Below are 1,359 nucleotides of genomic sequence, written 5' to 3' on the forward strand. Positions count from 1 at the left end.
AGCGTGCCCGATGCCGATCACCGGCCAGCCCGCGCAGAGCACCGGAGTCGGCCAGTTGTTCCTGGGCGCGAGCGTCCAGTCGTGCCCGTTCGCCGAGGTCGGCGATGTCGACAAATACCCCCCGTGCCCGTGCCACCTCGATGCGCCGGGCATCGTCCTCGCGAAAGCCCTTGATCATGCGCATCCCCATGCGAATGGCCGGCTGCGCCCCCATGATCGGTTCGAGGCTGCAATCCCAGTCGCTGGCCCGTACGTCCACCGGGCGAATCTGCAAGTGATGACGCCGCGCGTCCTGCAGAATCTGGTCCGGGCTGTAGAAACCCATGGGCCAACTGTTGATCAGCGCGCAGGCGAATGCCGCGGGTTCATGGCATTTCAACCAGCAACTGGCGTAGGTCAGCAAGGCAAAACTGGCAGCGTGGGACTCGGGAAACCCATAGCTGCCAAAACCTTTGATCTGCTCGAAAATCTGCGCGGCGAACTCCGCCGTGTAGCCGTTTTTCTTCATTCCGGCCGCCAGTCGTTCCTTGTGCGGCTCGAGTCCGCCGTGACGCTTCCAGGCCGCCATGGAACGACGCAACTGATCCGCCTCGCCGGGGCTGTAGTCAGCGGCGACGATGGCGATCTGCATCACCTGTTCCTGAAACAGCGGCACACCCAGCGTGCGCTTCAACACATCGCGTAGCTGTTCGGAAGGATAGCTTTCGAGCTCTTCCTTGTTTCGACGCCGCAGATACGGATGCACCATGCCGCCCTGAATCGGTCCGGGGCGGACGATGGCCACCTCGATCACCAGGTCATAAAACGTGCGAGGCTTGAGCCTGGGCAGCATCGACATCTGCGCCCGGGATTCAATCTGGAACACGCCGACAGTATCGGCACGGCCAATCATGTCGTAGGTCTGTGGGTCCTCGGAAGGGATCGATGCCAGGCTCAAGTCGAGATGGCGATGGCGTCGCAGCAAATCGAAGCAACGACGAATCGCGCTGAGCATGCCCAACGCCAGAATATCCACCTTGAGCAGCCCGACCGCGTCGAGATCGTCTTTGTCCCACTGAATGATGGTGCGCTCGGCCATGGCGGCATTTTCCACCGGCACCAGACTGTCCAGCGGTTGCTCGGAAATGACGAAGCCGCCGGGGTGCTGGGACAGGTGACGGGGGAAACCGATCAGCTGTTGCGTCAGACTCAACACCCGGCGCAGCACCGGGCTGTCGGGGTCGAAGCCGCCTTCGCGCAGGCGCTCAAGGGGCGGCGCCTGATCACTCCAGTGACCACAGCAGTCGGCCAGCGCATTGACCTGAAACAGCGGCACACCCAGCGTGCGCTTCAACACATCGCGTAGCTGTTCGGAAGGAT

1 pseudogene is annotated in these 1,359 nt (G+C 62.5%); it reads right to left on the reverse strand.

What is annotated here, in order from left to right:
• Positions 1–1,359: pseudogene (gene dnaE2, locus GBC55_RS29710) on the reverse strand (error-prone DNA polymerase); the annotation flags it as partial.

Source organism: Pseudomonas sp. TNT3 (genome assembly GCF_010095445.2).
Taxonomy (GTDB): Bacteria; Pseudomonadota; Gammaproteobacteria; order Pseudomonadales; family Pseudomonadaceae; genus Aquipseudomonas.